Annotated in this window: 16 protein-coding genes; 10 read left to right on the top strand and 6 right to left on the bottom strand. The window is 67.8% G+C overall.

Annotation, left to right across the window (positions count from 1 at the left end):
- The first annotated feature begins 18 nt into the window (after positions 1–18).
- The 3 genes from RIV12_RS10795 (at position 19) to pulA (ending at position 4,686) form a co-directional block, all read left to right on the top strand.
- Positions 19–1,011 (top strand): SPFH domain-containing protein, encoded by a 993-nt coding sequence (locus RIV12_RS10795; protein ID WP_309323783.1) that lies wholly within the window; start codon positions 19–21, stop codon positions 1,009–1,011.
- Positions 1,012–1,014: 3 nt separating this feature from the next.
- Positions 1,015–1,284, top strand: a complete 270-nt coding sequence (locus RIV12_RS10790; RefSeq protein ID WP_309323782.1) for a type II toxin-antitoxin system antitoxin — start codon at positions 1,015–1,017, stop codon at positions 1,282–1,284.
- A 477-nt stretch (positions 1,285–1,761) separates the two neighbouring features.
- Entirely contained in the window at positions 1,762–4,686 is a 2,925-nt protein-coding gene (gene pulA / locus RIV12_RS10785; protein ID WP_309323802.1) for a pullulanase-type alpha-1,6-glucosidase, read from the top strand.
- 10 nt (positions 4,687–4,696) lie between these two features.
- On the opposite strand, the gene RIV12_RS10780 is transcribed toward pulA, so the two are convergent.
- Both RIV12_RS10780 and RIV12_RS10775 read right to left on the bottom strand, forming a co-directional pair.
- Positions 4,697–5,431, bottom strand: coding sequence for a response regulator (locus tag RIV12_RS10780; protein WP_075417876.1), 735 nt, complete (start codon positions 5,429–5,431; stop codon positions 4,697–4,699).
- 127 nt (positions 5,432–5,558) lie between these two features.
- A complete protein-coding gene (locus RIV12_RS10775; protein WP_309323779.1) occupies positions 5,559–7,145 on the bottom strand; it encodes a sensor histidine kinase in 1,587 nt (528 codons plus the stop codon).
- Positions 7,146–7,289: 144 nt separating this feature from the next.
- On the opposite strand from RIV12_RS10775, the gene RIV12_RS10770 reads away from it, so the two are divergent.
- From RIV12_RS10770 to RIV12_RS10760, 3 genes are all read left to right on the top strand, one after another.
- Entirely contained in the window at positions 7,290–8,414 is a 1,125-nt protein-coding gene (locus RIV12_RS10770) for an ABC transporter ATP-binding protein (protein WP_309323777.1), read from the top strand.
- Positions 8,415–8,518: 104 nt separating this feature from the next.
- Positions 8,519–9,274: an ABC transporter permease gene (locus RIV12_RS10765; RefSeq protein ID WP_309323800.1), complete on the top strand. Its 756-nt coding sequence runs from the start codon at positions 8,519–8,521 to the stop codon at positions 9,272–9,274.
- 5 nt (positions 9,275–9,279) lie between these two features.
- Positions 9,280–10,083, top strand: coding sequence for an ABC transporter permease (locus RIV12_RS10760; protein WP_309323775.1), 804 nt, complete (start codon positions 9,280–9,282; stop codon positions 10,081–10,083).
- A gap of 29 nt (positions 10,084–10,112) precedes the next feature.
- On the opposite strand, the gene RIV12_RS10755 is transcribed toward RIV12_RS10760, so the two are convergent.
- From RIV12_RS10755 to RIV12_RS10745, 3 genes are all read right to left on the bottom strand, one after another.
- Complete coding sequence (locus RIV12_RS10755; RefSeq protein WP_309323773.1) at positions 10,113–11,117, bottom strand: alpha/beta hydrolase; 1,005 nt, start codon at positions 11,115–11,117, stop codon at positions 10,113–10,115.
- A gap of 209 nt (positions 11,118–11,326) precedes the next feature.
- Positions 11,327–11,728 (bottom strand): winged helix-turn-helix domain-containing protein, encoded by a 402-nt coding sequence (locus RIV12_RS10750; protein ID WP_075417963.1) that lies wholly within the window; start codon positions 11,726–11,728, stop codon positions 11,327–11,329.
- 10 nt (positions 11,729–11,738) lie between these two features.
- Positions 11,739–12,383 (bottom strand): hypothetical protein, encoded by a 645-nt coding sequence (locus RIV12_RS10745; protein WP_309323771.1) that lies wholly within the window; start codon positions 12,381–12,383, stop codon positions 11,739–11,741.
- Between the two features lie 159 nt (positions 12,384–12,542).
- On the opposite strand from RIV12_RS10745, the gene RIV12_RS10740 reads away from it, so the two are divergent.
- Together RIV12_RS10740 and RIV12_RS10735 are read left to right on the top strand one after the other, a co-directional pair.
- On the top strand, positions 12,543–15,497 hold the full coding sequence (locus RIV12_RS10740; protein WP_309323769.1) for a lysylphosphatidylglycerol synthase domain-containing protein: 2,955 nt from the start codon (positions 12,543–12,545) through the stop codon (positions 15,495–15,497).
- A 304-nt stretch (positions 15,498–15,801) separates the two neighbouring features.
- A complete protein-coding gene (locus RIV12_RS10735) occupies positions 15,802–16,983 on the top strand; it encodes an SGNH/GDSL hydrolase family protein (RefSeq protein ID WP_309323767.1) in 1,182 nt (393 codons plus the stop codon).
- 87 nt (positions 16,984–17,070) lie between these two features.
- Here RIV12_RS10735 and RIV12_RS10730 read toward each other — a convergent pair whose 3' ends face one another.
- The gene (locus tag RIV12_RS10730) at positions 17,071–18,942 is read right to left on the bottom strand and encodes an alpha/beta hydrolase (RefSeq protein WP_309323766.1); all 1,872 of its coding nucleotides are present in this window, start codon (positions 18,940–18,942) and stop codon (positions 17,071–17,073) included.
- 294 nt (positions 18,943–19,236) lie between these two features.
- Between RIV12_RS10730 and RIV12_RS10725 the strand changes: the two genes are divergently transcribed.
- Together RIV12_RS10725 and RIV12_RS10720 are read left to right on the top strand one after the other, a co-directional pair.
- The gene (locus RIV12_RS10725; protein WP_309323764.1) at positions 19,237–20,436 is read left to right on the top strand and encodes a sensor histidine kinase; all 1,200 of its coding nucleotides are present in this window, start codon (positions 19,237–19,239) and stop codon (positions 20,434–20,436) included.
- Entirely contained in the window at positions 20,433–21,122 is a 690-nt protein-coding gene (locus RIV12_RS10720; protein ID WP_309323762.1) for a response regulator, read from the top strand. The genes RIV12_RS10725 and RIV12_RS10720 overlap by 4 nt, the downstream gene beginning before the upstream one ends.
- Positions 21,123–21,478 lie beyond the last annotated feature (356 nt).

The following is a 21,478-nucleotide window of genomic DNA, read 5'->3' as shown; positions in this document are numbered from 1 at the left end:
TACCCCAAGGAGGTTCTTATGCCCACGCCCTCGTCTCACGCCACCGACTCCCCCGCCCCTGTTGACGCGCCCGACCAGCCCGTCAACGCCCCCGAGCACGCCTCCAGCCGCGTCGACATCACCGAGAAGCCGGCCCTGGCCGCGGGATCCGGCCCCGCCTTCCTCGCCCTGCTCCTCATCCTGGCGCTCACCGCCGGATCGATCACCCTCCTCATCGTCGGCGGCGTCGCCGCCGACGCGGGCGAGCCGGGAGCCGTGCTACGCATCGCCGCCGGGAGCGTCGGGCTCCTCATCGCCCTTCCGCTGTTCAGCAGCTTCACCGTCGTGGTGCCCGGGGAGACCAGCGTCCGTCAGTTCCTCGGCCGCTACATCGGCACCGTGCGTCACACGGGCCTCGTGCTCGTCCCGCCGCTGACCGCCGGCAGGAAGGTCTCCATCAAGGTCCACAACTTCGAGACTCATGAGCTCAAGGTCAACGACCTGGACGGCAATCCCGTCAACATCGCCGCCATCGTCGTGTGGCAGGTGGCCGACACCGCCCGCGCCGTCTTCGCCGTCGAGGCCTACGAGGAGTTCATCAAGGCGCAGGCCGAGTCCGCGCTGCGCCACGTGGCCACCACCCACCCCTACGACGAGCCCGGCCCGGGCGAGACCTCGCTGCGCGGCGGCACGGATCTCGTCTCCGCCGAGCTGGCGGCCGAGGTCGCGGCCCGGGTGGCACTGGCGGGCCTGGAGATCGTCGAGGTGCGCATCTCCTCACTGGCCTACGCCCCCGAGATCGCCCAGGCGATGCTTCAGCGCCAGCAGGCCGGCGCCGTCATCGCCGCCCGCGAGCAGATCGTCGAGGGCGCCGTGTCCATGGTCGACCAGGCCCTCAAGCGCCTCGAGGCCGACGACATCGTCACCATGGATGACGAACGCCGCGCCCAGATGGTCTCCAACCTCCTGGTGGTGCTCTGCTCCGACCAGCGCACCCAGCCCGTCGTCAACACCGGCTCTCTCTACGCCTGAGCCGTGGCCGGCAGAGAGCGCAAGCAGGTCCTGCTCCGGCTGGATCCCGCCGTCCACGCGGCCATCGCCAAGTGGGCGGCGGACGACCTGCGTTCGGTCAACGCCCAGATCGAGGTCCTGCTGCGCCGCGCGCTCGACGACGCCGGACGCGGCGTCAAGGCCGCCCCCATGCGTGGGCGGGGCCGACCGCGCAAGGACGGCGGGGAGGATGGCGGCAAGATCCGCGCCGCCGAGCCGTCCGACAACCTCGGCCCCGCTGCGAGCAGCGAGTAGACGAGACGGCCACCGCAGCCGGGACTCGACGGTCCGACCCGGTCTGCCCCACAGTCTGGGCGAGCCGGGCCAGTCGTATACGACCGGAACTGCGCACAGCGGACGTGGGATGTCCAAATCTGCGGCAAAGAAGCCCGCGCCCCAAGCGGGCCGCCGACAGAACCGCGGAATCATGCGGTTCTATATCGGCACGCAGAGGCCGAGAACAGCCTTTGTCACCGATTTGGACACGAAGGCGGCCCACAGCGCCTGAGGCGGCGACAAAGACGTCCACCTGCCAGGCTCGAGGCGCCCGGTCCGACGTCCACAGGCGGGGCAGGACAATTCCACCATCGGGCTGACAGGGCCCCACCGCCCAGGGGAGACTACGAGGTGAGCGGTCCCACCGCCGATCCCCGCACCACGGGGCCGCACGCGACACGACCGGCAGGACCGGCGGCGTCCCACCACGGCGCCTCCACTCGGGAGGACACCACCATGACCTTCACCTACACGCTCACCTGCACACTCGACACCACCGCGGCCCTCCCACCCGTGGCCGGCAGCGAGGAGCAGCGCGCCTACTGGGTCACCCCCACCACCTTGGCGTGGCCGCTGTCGTTGCTGCCCAGGGGGATGGACCGCGAGGTCGTCGTCACCGACGCCGGTGACCCCCTCCCGGACTCCGGCCTCGCCCTGCGTCTCATCACGGCGCCCGACGGCGGCGCCGCGGCCATCCACGGCCGGATCCTGGGCGCGGACGGTATGCCCGCCCCGACGGTCACGCCCCTGCGTATCGTCGGGAACCTGCCCGGCGACGTCCTGGCCGCGCACCCCCACCTGGAGGGCTACATCGCCCTGAGCGCGACCGACACCGCCGGCACACCCCTGCTCGACGACGACGCCGTCACCTCCGCCCTGACCGGCCAGGTCGCGATCGCCCAGTACGTCGGGGTCCCGGACCCCTCCGAGACCGCCGACGTCAGCGGCGCCCACCTCGACGCCTTCACCGGGGTGCAGACCGCCATCCTCCTGGATCACCTCTACGCCGAGACCGCCACCCGCGCCGAGCTGGGCGTCACCTTCGCGGACGGCTGCCCCTCCTTCGCCCTGTGGGCACCCACCGCTCAGGCCGTGACCCTCCTGACCTGGGAGACCGGCGACCCGTTGGGCTCGGTGCCCGAGGTTCCCGGCCCGCCGAGACGCACTCCGGCGGTCCGCTCGGGTGACGGCCGCTGGGTCGTCGCCAACCGTCCTGACTCCCCGGCCGCCTCCGCCGCGAGCACCCCCGGCCACGAGGCCGGGACGAGCCGGCCCGGCGCCCCCATCACCGCCGGCTGCCAGTACCTGTGGGAGGTGCGGGTCTACGTGCCCTCCACTCGGCGCGTGGAGACCAACATCGTCACCGACCCCTACTCGACGGCGCTGACGACGGACTCGACCCGCTCGGTCGCCGTCGACCTGGCCGACCCGCATCTGGCCCCCGAGCGGTGGGCCGCCACCCGGGCGCCGGCGGTCCGCAACGACTCGGCCCGCAGCATCTACGAGCTCCACCTGCGGGACTTCTCCGCCGCCGACGAGACCGTCCCGCCCGAGCTGCGCGGCACCTACCGGGCCTTCACAGTGGCCGACTCCGCGGGCGTGCGCCACCTGGCCGAGCTGGCCCGGGCCGGTATGAACACGATCCACCTGCTGCCCACCTTCGACATCGCCACCATCCCCGAGCACCGCGGCTCACAGCGCTCCCCGAACATCCCCGACGGCGCTCACCCGGCCTCGACCGACCAGCAGGCGGCCATCGCGGAGGTGGCCGACGACGACGCCTACAACTGGGGCTACGACCCGCTCCACTGGGGCGCACCGGAGGGCTCCTACGCGACCGAGGACCACCAGGACGGCGGGGCGCGCGTCGTCGAGTTCCGCGAGATGGTGGGGGCCCTGCACGGCCTGGGCCTCCAGGTGGTCCTCGACCAGGTCTACAACCACACGGCGGCCTGCGGGCAGGACCCGCGCAGCGTCCTGGATCGGGTGGTGCCGGGCTACTACCACCGGCTCGACGCCGTCGGGCGGGTGACGAGCTCGACCTGCTGCGCCAACACGGCCACGGAGAACGCCCTGTGCGCGCGCCTCATGGTCGACTCGGTGGTGCGCTGGGCGCGCTGGTACCGGGTCGACGGCTTCCGCTTCGACCTCATGGGCCACCACCCACGCGCCGTCATGGAGCGTGTGCGGGCGGCCCTGGACGAGCTGACGCTGGAGGCAGACGGCGTCGACGGCCGCTCCATCTACCTGTACGGGGAGGGCTGGAACTTCGGGGAGGTCGCGGGCAATGCCCTGTTCGTGCAGGCCACCCAGGGTCAGCTCGACGGCACCGGGATCGGCGCCTTCAACGACCGCCTGCGCGACGCGGTCCACGGCGGGGGCGCCTTCGACTCCGACCACCGCGTCTTCCAGGGCTTCGGCACCGGTCTGCTCACTCAGCCCAGCGGCCTGGACCACCGCAGCTGGAACGAGCAGTCGGCGGACCTGGCGCACCGCACGGACCTGGTGCGCTTAGGGCTGGCAGGCAATCTCAAGGACTACGTCATGACGATCTCGGACGGGTCGGTGCGCCGCGGGATCGACCTCATCCACAACGGGGCGCCGGCGGCCTTCGCCTCCCACCCCCAGGAGAACGTCAACTACGTCGACGCCCACGACAACGAGACGCTCTACGACCTGCTGGCCTACAAGCTGCCTCAGGGCATGCCGGTGGCCGAGCGGGTGCGGATGAACACGGTGTGCCTGGCCACGGTGGCGCTGGCGCAGTCGCCGGCCTTCTGGAGCGCGGGCACTGAGCTGCTGCGCAGCAAGTCCCTGGACCGGGACTCCTACAACTCCGGGGACTGGTTCAATGCCATCGACTTCACGGGCCAGTCCAATGGTTTCGGGCGGGGCCTGCCGCCGGCCAGCCGCAATGAGGGCTCCTGGGGCATCCAGGGGCCGCTGCTGCAGGACGACTGGCTGCGGCCCTCGCCCGAGGAGATTGCGGCGGCCCGTTCCCAGGCCCTGGACCTGCTGCGGCTTCGCGCCTCGACGCCACTGTTCAGCCTGGGGTCCGCCCGCCTCATCCAGGACAAGCTGAGCTTCCCGGGGGCGGGCTTCGGGGCGCCGGCGGGGGTGATCGTCATGCTCATCGACGACACCCGGGGTGGGAGCGACGTGGACCCCGAGCTCGACGCCGTTCTGGCTGTCTTCAACGCCTCGGGGCAGACGCTCACTCAGCCGCTGCCCGAGCTGGCGGGCCGGAACTTCCGCCTCTCCCCCATCCAGGCCGAGGGGGCCGATGAGGTGGTGCGCCGCACCGGCTTCGACCGCGCCAGCGGAACGATCTCGGTTCCCGCGCGCACCGTGGCCGTCCTGGTGCAGCGGCAAGCGGCCTGAGTGCTCGCCTTCAGGCCCGGCCCAGGACGTCGTCGAGGTCGACGACGCCGCCGCGCAGGGCCAGCAGCACGAGCTGGACCCGGTCGCGGCAGCCGGTCTTGGACAGCAGGTGGCTCACATGGGTCTTGACCGTGGGCATGGACAGCCACTCCCGGTCGCAGATCTCCTGATTGGTGAGCCCCAGGGCGATGAGTGTCAGGATCTCGCGCTCGCGCTGGGTGAGGGCTGCGACCTGCTGGGAGGCCTCGGCGGTCCGAACCGCCTCGACCGAGTCCTCGGAGGCGTGGCGCCCAGCACCGCCCCCGGGAAGAACGCCGCTGACCTGGCCGGTGCGCACGGCGGTGAGCAGCCGGCGAGTGGGCCCCGGGGAGATGACGGAGTCGCCGTCGTGAACGGTGCGGATCGCGGCGATGAGGTCCTGGGGCGGGGTGTTCTTGAGCAGGAAGCCGGCTGCACCGGCCTCGATGGCACCCATGACGTAGCCGTCGGTGTCGAAGGTGGTCAGGATGACGACCCGTCCGGTGGTGCCGCGGGCCATGAGCTTTCGAGTCGCGGCGAGTCCGTCCAGCCCGGGCATCTGGACATCGAGGAGGAGCACGTCGACGGGGTCGGCGGCGTTGCGCCTGAGGGCGTCGTTGCCGTCGACGGCGCGCCAGACGACCTCCATATCCGGCTGCGCCCCCAGCAGCATGGCCAGCCCCATGGTGAACAGCGGCTCGTCATCGGCCAGACCCAGGCGGATCACAGGCACCTCCCCTTCTTGACGGCAACTCACCGGAAGTATCCGCCCTCCAGGGTCGGCTTGTGCGGTTTTGTACTGACGAAGTGCCGACGACACCCTGCGAGGTTCGCCATACGAGCGGAATCGGCTCTCACTGTGGAACACAGGGGAGCTCTGTCGTCACCCTCCATCCACCCTCAGCCGTGGGACCTGCGGTGAAGGTGCCTCCGAGCTGGGCGACCCGGTCGCGCATGCCGATGAGACCGAAGCCGCAGTGCCTCGTGCCCTCGGAGACGCTCACCGCAAGGCAAGGCATCGCGACCGACTCGTACGGCGCCTCCGCCGGCATGGCGTCCATCTGCTCCCCGGTGTTCTGGCGATACAAACGGTCATCAGTCCTCGGCGCAGGGTCCGCATCTCCTACCAGCGACTTCGGGACCTGGGCGTTCTCGACGACGAGGATGACGAGCCCCGCCCCGGTGCGCAGCGAGACTCTCGTGACCGCACCGGGAGCGTGGCGCAGCACGTTGGTCAGCGACTCCTGGACCACCCGGTGAAGGACCTGCGCTACCGCCGAGGGGATCCGGCCAGTCGGGTCGGCCTCCAGGATGACGGGCAGTCCCGCCCGCTGCGCCTGACGCACGGGTTCGCGCAGAAGCTCCACGTGCTGGCCCGACGTCGCCTCTCCGGTTCCGGTGCCATCCTCGGCTCCGGCCTCAACAGTGCCGGATGCCCCGCCGCCGGTACCACCGGTGAGACGGCCGGCAGCCCCGGAACCGCCCACACCGGCGGCACCGGTATCAGAGCCCCTACCAGCAGCGGAACCGGGAGCCGCGGCCGCATCAACATCGGCGGCATCGGCATCGGAACGCAGCATGTCGACCAGGGCATGCACCTCATCGACGGAGCGGCGGGAGGTCTCTCCGATGACAGCCAGGGCCTCGTCGGCAGCTGCCGGATCGGTGGCCAAGATGGCGCGGGCACCCTCGGCCTGCATGGCGATGACGGTGAGACTGTGGCCGAGCAGGTCATGGACGTCGCGGGCGATGCGCTGCTGGGTCTCAATGACCGCGAGGCGCCGCTCGGCGGCCTGCTGAGCCTCGAGCACCGAGGCCCGCTCGAGGGCCCGGTTGTAACGGTCGCGGCTGCGGCGCCGCGCAGCGCCGACGAAGGCCGTCACCATCGTCACCAGCCAGATATTGACGACGACGACCATCCGCGCCTCACCCGCGTGGATGTAGCCACCGATGAGGTGGTACACGCGAGTTGTCGCCAGGCCCACGCCCACGAGCTCGAGGACGAGCGCCACCCATCGCCATGGCGCCTCCAGGCGGGACTGCGTCGTCTCCACCGCGATCAAGCCGGTCACGACGAAGAAGACGGAGAACTCCGTGAACAGCACCAGGTGCGCGCTCAGGCAGATGCCGGCCACCAGGACGAAGAGCAGCGGGGAGTGGCGCCGGACGACCAGAGCCAGGGCGCAAGCCCCCACCAGCAGGGAGTGGAACACCGGCCCCGCCCCCTCGATGAGCCATGGAGCCGAGTCGGGCCGGCCGATGCACAACAGGAAGAAGAAGGCCAGCGCGATGATGACGTCGGACGCCGTCGTCCACGGGGCCGAGCGCAGGTCGCGCCAGGCGGCCGAGATCGGACCCGCCGGGGGCACACGCCCGGCCGACGTCGGCGCTGGAGCCGCCGAGTCCGCCCGCGCCGCCTCGCGACCCAGCCGTTTTCTCATGCCTGAACCGTACCGTCGCGATCGCGAGCCCCAGAGGGCGCCGCCGGGATTTCATACCCGGGTATGAGCCTCGCCATGTCACCGGTTCCAGAAGCAGACCACGGGCTGATGATCACCCGACCCGGTACGAGCAGCCTTGTTCCCATGACGACTTCGCATCGCATCCCACCAGCGCCTTCAGCGCCGCCTCAGCCAGCCCGGACCACCCCTCCGGTTCCCCTCCCGCAGGCCGGCGGACCGGGCCCCGGAGCGGCGGCCTCCGACGCCGTCATCCTCACCCACGACCTCACCAAGACCTTCGACAAGCGCACTGTCGTTGAGGGACTCAACCTCGTGGTGCCGCGCGGGAGCGTCTACGGCTTCCTGGGCCCCAACGGCTCGGGCAAGTCGACCACGATGAAGATGCTGCTGGGACTCCTGGCGCCCACGCGCGGGCGGATCAGCGTGCTCGGGCGGCCCTTCAGTCCGACCACGCGCGCCGAGATCATGTCGCGCACCGGCTCCATGATCGAGAACCCACCCGGCTACGGCCATCTCACGGGCGCGGAGAACATGCGGATCGCGGCGAAGATGCAGGGACTGAGCGACCAGCAGGTCAGCCGCGCCCTGGCGCTCGTACGTCTGACCGAGCACAAGGACCGCCTGGTGCGCACCTACTCACTGGGCATGAAGCAGCGTCTCGGCATCGCGCTGGCGCTGGCCCGCCAGCCCGAGCTGCTCATCCTCGATGAGCCCACCAACGGCCTGGACCCGGCCGGCATCGAGGAGGTACGCCGGCTGCTGGTCGAGCTCTCCAACGAGGGCGTCACCGTCATGGTCTCCAGCCACCTGCTCGACGAGATCGACCGCATGGCATCCACGCTCGGCATCCTGTCGGCCGGCCGCCTCGTCTTCCAGGGCACGCGCGCCGAGCTCATGGAGCGCTCGGTGCCGGACGTGCTCGTCGTCACCCCGACGCCGCAGGCCGTCCTGAACCCTCAGGTCCTGGCCGGGCTGGTGCCGACGCAAGCACTCGCGGCGTTGACGGCGGCCGGTGCCCCCGACGCGTCCGCCTCACCCAACCCGACCGCCGTTCCCGTCACCGGTTCTGCCACAGGCCCGACGCTGACGCCACAGGGCGTGCGCATCCCGGGGATGTCGAAGGAGACGGTCGCCGAGCTCATCAACCGGCTGGTGAGCGCCGGCGTCGAACTGCACGAGGTGCGGCGCGAGGCCCAGAGCCTCGAGGACGTCTTCATGGACCTCACCGGTCGCGGAGGTGTGCTGTGACGACCAGCGCCGCACTCTCGTCAGCACCCGCCGTCGTTGCTCCGACGTCGTCTCACCACTCTCCGGGCTCCCAAAGCTCATCCGGACCTGGCTTCTTGACGGCCGTGGGTGTCGAGATCCTCAAGATGCGTCGGCTGCGCGCCCCTGCGATCACGATGCTGATCGTCAGCGCATCGGTGGCTTTGTGCAGCATGAACCTGTTCGGCACGTCATTCACGGAGCTCTCCCATGAGCCGCATGCGATGCCGTGGGCAAGGCTGCTACTGACAACAGGCTTCTTCAACGCGATGGTCGGACCGATCCTCGTCTCAGTGCTCGCCAGTCGGCAGACGGATATCGAGCACACCGGCTCCGGCTGGAACCTGGCCGCCGCCTCCGGCCTGACACCGGGGACCCTGTGCCGGGCCAAGCTCGCGGCGCTGTCACTCCTCATCGTCCCAGCCGTGACGGTTCAGAGTCTGGGCATCATCATGCTCGCCCGTTTCAGAGGACTGTCGGTGGCGCTCGATGTCGGCCCCTGGGTCACGTACACGGCCCTCCTCATCTGCGTGGACCTGGCCATGTGCACCTACTTCCTGTGGCTCGCAGCCGTGGTGGAGAACCAGATGATCGTCATGAGCACCGGGCTACTCAGCGGCTTCATCGGAATCTTCACCCTGCTCGTACCGCCTGAGATAGTCCAATGGACCCCCTGGGGGTACTACGCCCTCATCACTCCCGCCGCCATGAGCGCCACCGCGCACTCTCAGTCGGACGTCACCTACATTGACGTCCCGGCGGGGTGGATCGCCGGATTCTTCATCCTGACGGCCCTCATATTCACCGTTGTCACCCACCGGCTCAACAGGATCGAGAGGTAGCCCCCGTGAGCACTCCTGCACGTACCCCCGCCACGGCCCGCAGCGTGGGCAGCGGTGGCTTCCCGTCCCTGCTGGCCTCCGAGATCATCAAGCTCAAGCGCTCCTCGGTGTGGGTGGTGGCCGTCCTGCTGCCGCTGCTCGCAGTTATCACCGGCACCTTCAACTTCTACCGAAATCAGGCGGTCTTCTCCGCGGAATGGGGAGTTCTGACGTCCCAGATATCCTTGTTCTACTCGATGTTCTTCTGCTCGCTGGGTGTGGCCCTGCTGGCCTCCGCCGCCTGGCGGATGGAGCACCGGGGCACGAGCTGGAACGCCATGCGGACCTCCCCGCACTCCCCGGTATCCGTCATCCTCGCCAAGACCCTGGTCATTCTGCTTCCGGTGCTGACCATGCAGGTGGCGTTCATCGTGCTGGCCTGGATCTCAGGAGCATTCGTGATGGGTCTCGGTCTTGCAATGCCCGGCACCATCGTCGCCTCAAATCTTCTGGCAGTGGTCAGCATCATCCCGCTCATCGCCCTGCAGTCACTGCTGAGCATGCTCATGCGGTCCTTCGCCGCGCCGGTGGCACTGGGATTCGTCGGCTGCATCATCGGATTCGGCCTGGGAGCGGCACAGAGCCCTCTGGCCTACACCACTCCCCAAGGGCTTGTCAGCATGACGCTGTCTCTGGGATCAACAGCCATGACAGCCGGGGAACTGGACGCGACGAGCACGCTTCCTCTCCTGCTCTCCACCGTCGGCGTAGGCGCTGTCATGTGGGGTCTGCTGGTCCTCGTCGCCCGCCGAACCGGCGGCGTGCGCTAGCCAGATCGGCCAGGGCAGCCGCCCGGCTCTCACCCGGCCTTGGCGAAGTGGTTGAGCAGGGAGTCGATGTCCTGCTGCATGCGGCCCCAGCGCACGATGTGGGCACCGGTGTCCTCGTAGTGCTCGTAGCCGATCCCGGCGCCGGCGAGCGCCTTCCCGAAGCTCTGCTGGCTGGGCAGGACGACACTCTCGTACCGATCGCTCTCGGTGCCGGAGACCAGGAAGACGCGCTTGCCGCGGTAGCTCTCCACGTGCTCGACCGGGTTGTCGGCGCTCACCCGCGCCTGGTCCCACGGAATCCCGTAGATGGTGCCGCCCTTGAGGTCGGTGGCACCGGCGGTGAAGTTCGCCCAGTGGACCACGGCGCCGTCCTGGATGCGCAGGTCGGCCGGCCCCGAGTGGCTGGAGACCGACCCGAAGAGCTCGGGGTACTTCGCGGCGTACTTCAAGGCCCCGAAGCCGCCCATCGAGAAGCCGGAGACCGCGCGGCCGGAGGCCTGCGCAGTGGTGGCGAAGGTGGCATCGACCCAGGGGATGAGCTCCTTGATGTGGAAGGTCTCCCAGTTGCGCGGCCCCACGTTGGAGGACTCGGGGTCGGAGTACCAGCCGGCCGCCCCGCCGTCGGGCATGACGACGATGAGGTCGCGTCCCGCGGTGTGGTTGCGGATGTCGTACTTCGTGTCGAAGGTCGAGTAGTTCTCGCCGCCGCCGTGCAGCAGCAAGAGCACCGGGTACCGGCGCGAGGTGTCGTAGCCGTCGGGCAGCAGCACATTGACGCGCGGCAGCAAGCCGACCGACGACGTGGCCAGCTTGTAGTACTGCATGCGGCCGTGGTCCTCGTGCTCGGCCACGGTGAGGGCGGCCTGCGCCGGGGCCGATCCGGCGACGACGGCGCCGCCCCCGATGAAGGAGGCGGCGGCGAGCCCGCCCACCCCCTTGAGCAGGGTCCGTCGGCTGAGCCGATGGGCGCAAACGCGGCTGGGCTGGAGACGGGATGGCGAGTCGGTGGGCGTGGTCTGTGCACTGAGAGGCATGGTGTGTCCTTGGGTGGTCGACGGTGACGGGAATGGCGGGGCGGGCTGCCCGCCCCGGAGTCCGGTCGGCCGACGGACACCGGCCGACCTTTGCGACAGGGCCTCACGGCAGCACCCCCATCGGCACCCACCTATGAGACTTGATTCACACCATACGCTAACCGAACGGTTAATAAAACCCCTTTGTCGAGACCTACCCCCCGAGGACCTCAGGCGTCGAGCAGGGCACGCAGATTGCGCACGTACCGCTCGAAGGCCACCCGCCCCTCAGGAGTCAGCGCCAGGTACGTGGCGGGACTGCGCCCGGAGTAGGTCTTGTTCTGCTGAACGTAGCCCGCCCCCTCCAGCTTGGACAGGTGAGTGGACAGGTTGCCGGCCGTCATGTCCAGCAGCTCGCGCAGCCGGGGGAAGTGCAGCTCGTCGCCGACGGGCACGGCGGCCAGGGTCGCCATGATCCGCAGGCGGGCCTGGGCGTGAATGACAGGGTCGATATCGACGGCGGAGACCGTGGAGGCAGCGGAGGCGCCAGCACCGGCCGGCCCTGCCGACTCCGCTGCCCCGCCGGAGTCCTCCACCCCTCCGGACCGTTGCGCCCGCACCACTCCGGTCATGTCACACACCTCACTTCGATCCTGTGGCGGCACCGACGACGGCGGCCACCAGCATGCCGCCCCCACCGGCCACGGACATGATCCACCAGGCCCAGGGCATCCCGACAATCGTGACCACCAGGGTGACCAGGAGGATCCAGCCGCCCAGGACCCCCATGACCGTCTCGTTCCACAGTGCGGCACTCATAAGGAAGATGACGCCGACGACGAGGCAGGGCACGGCGTTGGACACGACGCTGGAGACCTCATTGGCCTGACTCGTGTTGAGGGTGGCCAGGAAGGCATTCACTCGGCTCAGGATGATGGCGCCCAGCGGCATCCCGAGAGCCCAGGCGAGACCGTAGTAGGTGCCTTCGCGACTGCTCCGACCGCGGATACCGCGCGTCTTGGGGACGACGTAGGCGAAGGTGAACAGCAGGGCCGCCGCGAGGCAGCCGCAGAAGAACAGGTACGGCGCCAACGGCAGACCGTAGTCCGGCCTGCGGTAGAGGGCCAGGGCGGCGTAGCCGACCAGCCAGGCCAGCCCCCAGGCGGTCAGGAGCGGGGTCGCCTTGATCCCGTGCCGCTTGAGAAAGGCGCTCCGCTGGGCGTCGATGACAGCGAGGGCCTCGTCGGGCCCCGCCGGAACCTTCTGGTGCTCAGTGGCAGCACTCATGGTGGACCTCCTCGTGAACAGTGGTTTGCGTTTCAAACCAGTTCCAGGATAGCGGCTTCTAGTTTGCGTTGCAAACTACTTTGAATGAGTCAGCCGTTGCCGAGCGGTTCCTTCCGACGTAGGAGGGTGTGCACAGGCTCGCCCCCTAGAATCGCCGCCATGACAGATGCCGCACCAGGCTCGCCCCCGCCGGCCGGCGACCTCGACCACGCCTCGACGCTCACCGAGCCGCCCAGCGCCGTCGCCCAGCAGGCATCTGCGGCATCCAACCCGTCGGCCACCTCGGCAACCTCGGCACCATCAGCCGAGTCGGCCTCCACCTCCCCCGTCGGCATCCCCGTCATCGGGGTCGCCCCGATGGCCGAGCCCGCCGCGGTCTCCAGCCCCGCCACCCCCCGCTCGACGACGCTGCTGGTGGACACCACCGCGCACCGCCTGCGCCGCACCGAGGACCTGCTCGACCTGACCCTGACGCTCCTGGGCATCTTCGCCGTCCTCGTTCTGGCGATCTACGCCCGAGAGACCACCACCGGCGTCACCCAGGACGTCCAGAACGCCCTGGCGGTGGTGCTGCGCCGCATCCTCGTCTTCCCCCTGCAGACCATTGAGGGCCTGGCCACCTTCATCGTGCCGCTGGCCGTCCTGCTGGACCGGGTCCTGCGCCGCTCCTGGCGCTCCTGCGGCCAGGCCGTCCTGTCGGGGATCGCCGGCTACTCGGTCGCCATCGCCGCGATGACCGGCCTCGTGGCCTGGGGCCCCACCGCCCTGGTCATGGGGCTGACGGTCACCGCCTCGGGCACCGCCCAGCTGGGCGTCTCCACGGTCTTCGCCTCCATGGCGGGCCTGCTCACGGGTGCCGGTGATCGCAACAGCTCCACCGTGATGCGCTCGGGCTGGGCGGCCCTGTGGGTGGTCCTCGGCATGGCCGTCCTGCGCGGCGCCCTGACCCTGCCGGGGGCGGTGCTGTCCCTGCTGCTGGGCCGCACCGTCGGCCTGCTGGTCCGTTACGTCTTCGGAGTGGAGGACCGCCGCGCCCACGGGGTCACGCTCGTGCGCGCCCTGCGTCGGGCCGGGATCGACGCCGTGCGCGTGGTCCGCATGGACCGCGCCCCCGAGGCGCGCGCCTGGGTCGTCACCACCGACGCCCCCCTGGGCTACACCGAGCAGGTCCGTGAGCAGGTGCGCGAGAACCCGCTGAACCCGGCCCCGCAGGAGCCGGCGAGCCTCGAGCGCCCCGCCGGGGACGTCTCCACCCCAGCCGACGAGCAGGTCACCGACGCGACCGCCGGATCGTCGAGCGGGGCGTCCGCCTCCACCCTCGACCCCACGCCGTCGGACACGGCGGGGGCCGGGAGCACGGAGACGTCGGCGGACGCGAACACGATCAGGCCGGCCTCCGACGTCGACCTGGCCGCGGTTCTGGCCGAGGCCTCCAGCGACGCCCTGTCTCAGGAGCGGGCCTCGGTCCACCGGATGTACGCCGTGTGGGACTCGGCCGGCGAGCGCCGCAACGTCACCCTCCTCGACGCCGATCGGCAGGTGGCCGGGTTCCTCTCCAACATCTGGGACCAGATCCGCGTCAGGGGCCTGTCCCCCACCCGTGACCTGTCCCTGCGCCCGGCCGCCGAGCACGCCGCCCTCATGACGATGGAGGCTCGCCGCGCCCAGGTGCGCACCCCCGGCCTACTGGGCATGGCCGAGGCCGCCGAGTCCGTGCTGCTCGTGACCGACCACGTCGTCGGCGCCCGGTCCATCAGCGACCTGGGGGCCGAGGTCGACGACGACGTCCTGGACCAGCTGTGGAGCCAGCTCCAGCGCGCTCACGCCGCGGGGCTGGCGCACGGGAGCATCGACGCATCGAGCGTCGTCGTCGATGCGACCGGGAGGCTGTGGCTCCTGGACTGGGCCTCGGGCGAGACGATCTCCTCCGAGCTCTCCCGCCGCGTGGACCTGGCTCAGGCGCTGGCGCTGACGGCGCTGGCGGTCGGTGCCGAGCGGGCCATCGACGCCGCCTCCCGCTCACTGACCATCGCGCAGCTGGCCTCGATCGCCCCCATGCTCCAGCGGGTGGTGCTGCCGCGCCAGACCCGCGAGGTCATGGGACGGCGCGGTGCCAGCCGGCAGGTGCTCCAGGATCTACGTGACGCCCTCGTGGCGCTCACCCCCACGGCCGACGCCGAGCCGGCCCGCCTCAACCGCTTCTCCACGCGTGTTGTTCTCATGGTGGTGGTTGGGCTGGTCGCGGTGTGGACATTGATGGCCGGGATGGACTTCCAGCAGGTCTCCGCCGCCGTCTCGCAGGCCAATATCTGGTGGATGCTGGCGGCCCTGGTCTTCTCCGTGGCGACCTACGTGGGCGCCGGGCTGACGCTGGTGGCCTTCAGCCCCGAGCGGCTCTCCCTGTGGCGCTCCACCGAGGTGCACCTGGCCAGCGCCGTCGTCTCGCTCGTGGCCCCGGCCGGTGTGGGCGGGGCGGCCATCAATCTGCGCTTCCTCAACCGCAAGGGGGTGCCCACTGCGGTCGGCGTGGCCACAGTGGCCCTGGTCCAGGTGGTCCAGTTCGTCGTCACCGTGGTGCTGCTCGTGGTGCTGGCGGCCATGACCGGCCAGTCCACGGGACTGACTCTGCCCTCGGGCTGGGTCCTGGTCGCCGCGGGCGCCATCGTCGTGGTGGCGGCGGTTGTTCTGACCATTCCCAAGGCGCGCACCTGGGCGTGGGCCAAGATCGAACCCACCTACCGCCAGGTGTGGCCGCGGCTCGTGTGGGTCATGTCCAACCCGGTGCGCCTGGTGCTGGGCGTGGGCGGTGCGCTCATGCTGACCCTGTCCTACATCCTGTCCTTCAGCGCGAGCCTGTGGGCCTTCGGCTACACGGTGCCCTTCGCGGTCCTGGCCATCACCTACCTGGCCTCCAACACGGTGGGCTCGATCGTGCCCTCCCCAGGTGGTATCGGGCCGGTCGAGCTCGCCCTGACCGCGGGGCTCGTCGCCGCCGGCGTCCCCTACGGGGTGGCGCTGTCCACGGCGATCGTCTACCGACTGGTGACCTTCTGGATCCCGATCCCAGTGGGCTGGCTCAGCCTCCAGCGCCTCCAGAAGGTCGGGGACCTCTAGGGCCGGCGGCTAAAGGCGCCCGGAACCGGGCTTCCCACCCGTGCTGCACGAGGACCTCAGCCTCGTGCAGCACAGACGACCTCCCGTGCCGTACCCGCTCCCCCACCGCGCCTCACCAACAAACGTCTTAGGCAGGCGAAGCACCCACATATTATTTGTGTCGATAGAATTCTTGAGTGCGCTAGCCGAAACCTAAGGATGTTGCATGCTCAACCACACTCATTCCTCCTCCACTTCCTTAACGAGGCTGCGGGCGGCAACACAGTCGACTCGAAGGCGTCGTCGTCCCCTCTTCCGTCTGGGCATGCTGGCCTCTGTCGCAGTTCTGGCCTGGACCATCGGCGGCGGTGCACCGGCCCACTCCACCCCTCAGGGGAGCGGCTACGTGGCCCTGGGCGACTCCTACGCCTCCGGCGTCGGGGCACCGCCCTACGCCAGTGGCACTGATGTCAAGGACGGCAACGGGTGCAAACGAGCCGCGGGCGCCTACGCCCACCAGGTGGCCGGCCAGACCGGCAAGGCACTCGACTTCGGCGCCTGCGCAGGAGCCCGCACCTCCGACTTCTACCAGCCCAGGACCTCCTGGAACGAGCCCGCCCAGCTCGACCGTCTGAACGCCTCCACGAGTCTGGTCACCTTCTCCATCGGCGGTAACGACGCCGGCTTCTCCACCATCTTCTCCAAGTGCGTCACCGCCGCCCCCTTCTCCACCTGTTCCGGCAACAAAGAGGTCTCCGAGCAGGTCGACGGCGCCATCGACGCCCTGACAGGCAAGACCACGCGCGCGGGCATCACCAGCTATGACATGCTCATGGCGGACATCGCCTCTCGCGCACCGGGCGCGACCGTCGTCGCCGTCGGATACCCGCACATGTTCACCTCGCAGGGAGCCGGACAGATCCTCCCGGTTCCGGGGCGCTGCGAGGGTGTCACCAAGGTGGATCAGCGCTGGATCAACGCCAAGACCAACGAGCTCAACACCGCTCTCAGGGCCGCCGCCCAGCGCCACGGCCAGCGGTTCGTCGACCCGTCCGGCTCCTTCGCCGGACACGAGCTGTGCGGCCAGCAGTCCTCCTGGTTCGACGGCCTGATCGAGGACGGACGGTTCCACCCCAACGCCGACGGCCACAAGGCCATGGCCTCCTCGATCATGGGCGCCTTGAACACCCAGGAGCAGGAGGCAGCGCAGGAGCAGCCCGCCGCAACACAGGCACAGGTGAACAACACGCGCCCCACCGGTTCCTTCACCCTCACCCGCGACGGTGACCAGCTGGCCCTGGACGCCTCAGCCTCCACCGACACCGACGGCGCGATCGCCGGCATCGACTGGTACGTCCAGCACGCCAACGGCACCGAGGAGAACCTCACCGGCACCCGGGCAACCACCACCGTCCCCACCGACAAGCAGGCCGTCGTCACCGCCGTCATCACCGACAACCAGGGCAAGGAGACCTTCACCACCCAGACCTCCCCCGCCGCCGGCTGACTGTCCGCATGTTCGTAGGGGATGTACGCCCTCAACTACGACCGCGGGCGGGCCGAGCGAACCCGGCCCCGCCCGCTCATGCGACGGTTACTCGCTGCCGCGGCAGGTCAGGCCCTCCTTGGGCATGGTGCCGGAGATCAGGTAGGTGTCGACGGCGTCGTTGACGCAGGAGGCGTCGCCGCCGTAGGCGGTGTGCCCGTTGCCCTCCCAGGTCAGCAACTGGCCGGAGTCGAGCTGCTCGGCGAGGGACTTCGACCAGGCGTACGGGGTGGCCGGGTCCCCGGTGGTTCCCACCACGAGGATCGGCGCGGCGCCGTGGGCGTGGATCTGCGTGGGCTTCCGGGTCCCGTTGTGTCCCCAGACGCTGCACACCAGGTCCATGCCGACCGAGGTGTTCCCGAAGATCGGGGCCACACGCTTGGCCTCCTCGTACTGCGCGGCCCAGGTCGTCTTGTCGCCCTCCACCGGGTAGTCCAGGCAGGTGACGGCCTGGAAGGCGCCACCGCTGTCGTCCTTCGAGGCGGCGTCCTGCTCCTCGGTGGCCGCGAAGGCTGAGCCGTCGCGGTGGTTGATGGCCTGGTCGAGGGCCTTGTTCAGGGGCTCCCAGTTCTGCTCGGTGGTGTAGAGGTACTCGCTCAGGGCAGTGACGATGTCCGAGCCGGTCACGGTGCGGTTCGGGTCACTGGTCGACAGGGGCGTGCTGTTGGCGGAGGTGATGAGGTCACGGACCTGCTGGACTCCGGCGTCGGTGCCGCCGTTCAGCGGGCAGCCGGCGGAGGCCTGGCAGTAGTCGACGTAGGTGCGCAGCGCCTGCTCGAAGCCCTTGGCCTGCCCCAGCCCCTGCTCGGCGAGGGACAGGGAGGGGTCGATGGCGCCGTCGAGCACCATGCGCCCGGTGTTGGCGGGGAAGTTATCGGCGTAGACGGAGGCGAGGTAGGTGCCGTAGGAGAAGCCCAGGTAGTTCAGCTTCTCCTGACCGGCCAGCGCCCGCAGGATGTCGAGGTCCCGGGCCGCGGAGACGGTGTCGACGTGGTCGAGCAGGGCGGCGGGCTCGGTATTGGAGGCGCACTGCTCGGTCAGCTCCTGGAAGGACTGCCGGGTCGACTCCGCCCACTCCTCGTAGGAGTCGCCGCTCGATGCGGTCCCGGCGGAGGCCGTTGCGGAAGCCGTGCTGCCTGCGGAGGGTGCACTCGAGGCCAACGGCGACGCCGAGGTGTCCCCGGAGGCGGAGGGCTCGGCGGTGCTACCGGATGAGTCGTCGTCGCTGGAGCAGGTGATGGCCGTGGAGGAGCCGACCCCGCGCGGGTCGAAGCCGATGATGTCGTAGGCGCTGAGCAGATCGGGGCTGAAGGCGTTGCCCGCCCGCTCGGCGAAGGAGACCCCGGAGTCGCCGGGGCCACCGGGGTTGATGAACAGGGCGCCCTGCGAGTGGCCGCCGGTGGCGGCGCGCTTCTTCATGGCGATTGAGATGGTCTCGCCTTTGGGATTGGCGTAGTCGAGGGGGACAGTGATGACGGCACAGCTGAAGCTGGCGTTATCGGTCTCCTCCTCGGAGGAGTCGGACGTCTCGGTCGCGCCGTCGGAGCTCGGGGCGGCCGTTGTCTGCGCCGACGTCGTGGCTGCGGTCGTCGTGGAGGCACTCGCCTGGGCGGTCTTCTCGGAGGTCTTCTCCATGCCGTCGGTGGCGCCGCAGGAGTACCAGTTGACGGCCTGGCGGTAGAAGGACTCCAGGCCGGAGGGAATCGGGCCCGGGACGGTGGCCGAGCCGCCCGCTGCGGGGGCGACTCCTGTCCCGCAGGCGCTCAGGCACCCGCCGACGAGGACCGCCAAGGCGCTGATCCCCGCACGTCGACGGCGCGGCGAGCCGCCTGTCATCAAGGACTCCGCAGCCGTCTGCGCCGGGTTGGCGCGCCCTGAGTCGACCGGGCGCTGCCTCGCTGTTCTTCTCATGTCCGGCATCCTACAAACGCGACCTGTGCCTGCCGCACAGCGTTCCTTCACCTGCCACGAGTGCCCAGCGGCACCGACCAAAGAATGAGGGTCGGCCCCACCAAGGAACGATCGCTCATCCATTCGGATGAGACAGCAGGAAGATGATGTGAAGTCGGGATCGGGTAGCGACGCACACCGCTGATGTCAGAGGGGGACACTCCATACTCGAAATTTGTCTGACCTTCCGCCCCTGTCGTACGCTATACCAGCAAGATCCGATCGTGTGGTTGTTTTTGACATGAGTCAGGAGGGACGGACATCGTGACAGCAGCGTTCCGTTCTACCCAGCCCGCTCTTTTGAGGCTTTTAAAGCATGTCAGAAAGAACTCTCAAACCGTACCGACGCCCTACATTATCATCAGCATAGTTTTTGCTCTCATCAACGTCTCCCTACCAATAGCGCGCGACGTTATGCTCCCCTCAGACATTCCGTTCGTCACGCTGGCACCCCTTTTATGTTCGCTCATCCCCTTCTTCCCCCATCCGGCGAGCATTGCATACTCTGCATGCTGGCTCGTTTTGCTCATCGCACCGCATGCGTCCGTCAGCGACATGATAATAACCAATTTACTATTTCACTTTTTTCTCGGTCGCTTTCTATCCATAAATAAACTAGCCATAGTTTTTCTATTCAATGAGTCGGCATACGCACTCGCTCTCGCCCCCACCAAGCCTCCGACTCAAGAGATAAGGACTTTTCTTTTTAACGCCATCTCAGGTCTAATATTAATCACGATCGGCGTCACGGTTTATCAGGCTGAAAAATATTGGAGAAACAAATTTCGCGCTACTGAGCAACGCCTAAATGAAGTTCGCGATGAGATCGCTAAAGAGATGCACGATCTCGTTGCCTACTCCATGTCGCAAACCGTACTTCGTGCCCGGCTCGCAGCCGAGAATCCATCTTACCCTCAAGAAGCTCGTAATGACTTCTCTGCACTTGCCGGAACCGGAGCCGACGCCCTCCATGAACTGCGAATACTTCTTTACGCCCTACGAAAAAGTTCCAACTACTCTTCACTTCCTACGCTTGAGGTGTCCATGCAGCCACGTCAGAGCATCGAGGCATCCATGCGCCTCGTGGCGCAAGATCTTCGCAACGCAGGGTTTCAGATAGAGTGTCATATAGCGGACAACGTGAATCTCAACCGAGGTCAAATATCGATTTTGTCTCGCGTTCTCAGGGAGATGGCCGCAAACATCATCCGACATGGCGATCCCAATAAACCTGCAAGTCTCTTTATCTCTCAGAACCAGCAGCATGTCCGGCTGCTTTCCACCAACTCTGTGCGCGAGAGTCGAACCTCACCTCTACCTTCTTCTGGTATGGGCGTATTGGGTATGCAAGAACGACTGGCAGCGCTCGATGGCACACTCACGACCTCAAATGAGGACGGAACATGGCTCGTCAGCGCAATCATTCCTATCCCCTCGATTAAGGACACGGAGTACACCACGTGATTGATGTCGGCATTGTCGATGATGACGCCCTTGTTCGCCATGCACTCACCACGCTTCTCAATGCACAGAGTGACATTTCTGTGGCCTGGACGGCTAGCGACGGGGAAGAAGTGATCCAACTTCTCGGCTCGCCCAAGAATTCGTCTGTCCAGGCCATTCTTCTTGACATTCAAATGCCCCGAATGGATGGGATCACCTTATCAACTATCGTTCACAAAAAGCTGCCCAACATCGCGATACTGATACTCACGACGTTTATCAATAGAGAACTAATTGACCGTACCCTGGCGGTCGGAGTGAACGGCTATATCGCGAAAGAAGACTCGATCGAATCCATCGCCGGAGCAATTCGTCAAGCGGTCGGAGGAAATTTAGTACTATCCCCCGGCCCTGGAAACCAGCTACGCACGAGAACTCCATCAACGGCGGACGAAGCCAAACCAAGGCCCACTGAGGAGACGAAGGCAGCAGATACCTCCGGCCCTCCCGAACTTAGCTGCCTATCACCTCGCGAAATCGAAGTGTTGAAACTCATGATTGACGCTTTATCTAACAAGCAAATCGCCAGACGGCTCAACGTCAGTGAGGCAACAGTGAAAACTCATGTTTCTACACTCATCGCTAAACTTGGAGTACACGATCGAGTAGGCGCAGTAGTCAAAGCGTTGCGTCACGGACTCGCCTAGAATTTTCCCGATAAACGTGCATAGTTTTCGACAAATGAGGGCATGCAACTAACCAGCCATGGCAGGAAATCACGAGTGAGAAACATCGATTGTGAACGGTTCTGAGTCAGCGATAGCTACAGACTTCCGAATGGTATGAGCTTTGGTAAAGATTCGACGATGGGGATGATCACGACAGGCTCAGCACGGTCACCCTTGCACCCGGTCTGAAGCGGGAGGCCGTTGCGGAAGGCCAGTAGCCCAGCAATGACCTGAGGCATCCTGTCGCTCCTTGGAGTAGCGCATTTTCTTGAGGTCGTCCTCGTGCTCGGCCGCGACGTACGATGTGCAGGGGTGTACGTCGCACAAGCACACGT

This window comes from Actinomyces stomatis (assembly GCF_031292835.1).
GTDB lineage: Bacteria > Actinomycetota > Actinomycetes > Actinomycetales > Actinomycetaceae > Actinomyces > Actinomyces stomatis.
This window is presented reverse-complemented; position numbering and strand designations above follow the sequence as displayed.

Bases quoted from the DNA above. Each gene is read 5' to 3' on its own strand.
- RIV12_RS10795 (WP_309323783.1), top strand. From the start codon at position 19: ATGCCCACGCCCTCGTCTCACGCCACCGACTCCCCCGCCCCTGTTGAC.
- pulA (WP_309323802.1), top strand. From the start codon at position 1,762: ATGACCTTCACCTACACGCTCACCTGCACACTCGACACCACCGCGGCC.
- RIV12_RS10775 (WP_309323779.1), bottom strand. From the start codon at position 7,145: ATGAGAAAACGGCTGGGTCGCGAGGCGGCGCGGGCGGACTCGGCGGCT.
- RIV12_RS10770 (WP_309323777.1), top strand. From the start codon at position 7,290: ATGACGACTTCGCATCGCATCCCACCAGCGCCTTCAGCGCCGCCTCAG.
- RIV12_RS10755 (WP_309323773.1), bottom strand. From the start codon at position 11,117: ATGCCTCTCAGTGCACAGACCACGCCCACCGACTCGCCATCCCGTCTC.
- RIV12_RS10750 (WP_075417963.1), bottom strand. From the start codon at position 11,728: ATGACCGGAGTGGTGCGGGCGCAACGGTCCGGAGGGGTGGAGGACTCC.
- RIV12_RS10745 (WP_309323771.1), bottom strand. From the start codon at position 12,383: ATGAGTGCTGCCACTGAGCACCAGAAGGTTCCGGCGGGGCCCGACGAG.
- RIV12_RS10740 (WP_309323769.1), top strand. From the start codon at position 12,543: ATGACAGATGCCGCACCAGGCTCGCCCCCGCCGGCCGGCGACCTCGAC.
- RIV12_RS10735 (WP_309323767.1), top strand. From the start codon at position 15,802: ATGCTGGCCTCTGTCGCAGTTCTGGCCTGGACCATCGGCGGCGGTGCA.
- RIV12_RS10730 (WP_309323766.1), bottom strand. From the start codon at position 18,942: ATGCCGGACATGAGAAGAACAGCGAGGCAGCGCCCGGTCGACTCAGGG.